General features: G+C 47.5%; 2 pseudogenes. Both read right to left on the bottom strand.

Annotated elements, in window-relative coordinates:
• Positions 1-196 (bottom strand): annotated as a pseudogene (locus tag Q0614_RS00815) (hypothetical protein); the annotation flags it as partial.
• Positions 169-1,157: pseudogene (locus Q0614_RS00810) on the bottom strand (hypothetical protein); the annotation flags it as partial. The pseudogenes Q0614_RS00810 and Q0614_RS00815, both read right to left, overlap by 28 nt.

Genomic DNA, 1,157 nt, shown 5'->3' with positions numbered 1-1,157 from the left:
CGATCTGCGCGGCTAGATCGAAGGTCGCGCTTGGCGGCAAAAGCCCTAAATTTGCAGCTATAATGCCAAGCATGATCTCCATAGGCGAGAGCGGAATTCTAGCTAGGCTAGCCAAAAAGGGCGAAGCAAAGATCAAAAACGATAGCGCGATTAAGACGTAAATTTCATTCATAGTTTTATCTCGCGTTCTTGCCATTTTAGAGCTTTTTCGGGCGCGGCACAGACGTGAAATACGCGGAATTTCCCGTCTTGTGCCACGACGTAGGCAAACTCGAAAAGCCTCTTTTTGCGTCCGCAAATCTCGCCCGGATTTAGCACAAGCGCGCCGTTTTTATTTACCGCCGCGGCGAGATAGTGGGTATGGCCGTAAATTTTGATAGTTGAAATTTTATCTGCGCCGCATCCGCATAGACCCCGATTTTTACTTTCGCCGCCTGCATTGAGCTCAGAATTCGCGGTCAAATTTGAGCCCAAGTTCAGCGCGGTTAAATTTGCGCATGAGTTTGGTGCGGATAAATTCGCGTTTAAGCTCGGCGCTGTTAAATTTACTGCGCGATCCGCACCCGAGCTTGCTTTAGAGTTCATATCTGGGCTCGTATTAGTGGCTAAATTCGCGCTTGCATTTGAGTTTAAATTTGCGTTCGGGCTTGAAGCGGTATCCGCGTTCAAACTTAAGTCTAAATTTGTGTTTGAGTTCACATCCACGCCTGTATTCACGCCCAAGCTCACATTTAGACTTACGGATTGCCTGCTTTTTAAATTCGCGCTCGCACTATGCGCGTTTTTGAAATTTTCATCTGCACGGCACGTGCCATTTAAAATTTTATCAACGCCCGCAGCATTAAAATTTGAGTTTAAATTTGCCTCGCGATCCGCCGTTTTAGAATTTGCGATTAAAATTTTCCCGCGATCTGCTCTGCAGTTTGAGTCTAAATTTGCGCTGCGATTTGCTTCGTCGCTTAAGCTTAAATTTTTAGCTAGGCTCGCGCCGGAATTCCTGCGAGAATCTACCGCGCGATCCGCGCCCGCACCTAAATTTAACCCGTCTGCTTCATTTTGCGCTACGGGCTTCTCGTCAAAGAGATAAAACGGATGGTGCATTATTTTTAGTCGCAGCCCGGCAAACTCCGTGCAGAAGGGCTCACTCCGTAGGTTGA

It is taken from the genome of uncultured Campylobacter sp., assembly GCF_937997595.1.
Classification (GTDB): domain Bacteria; phylum Campylobacterota; class Campylobacteria; order Campylobacterales; family Campylobacteraceae; genus Campylobacter_B.
This window is presented reverse-complemented; position numbering and strand designations above follow the sequence as displayed.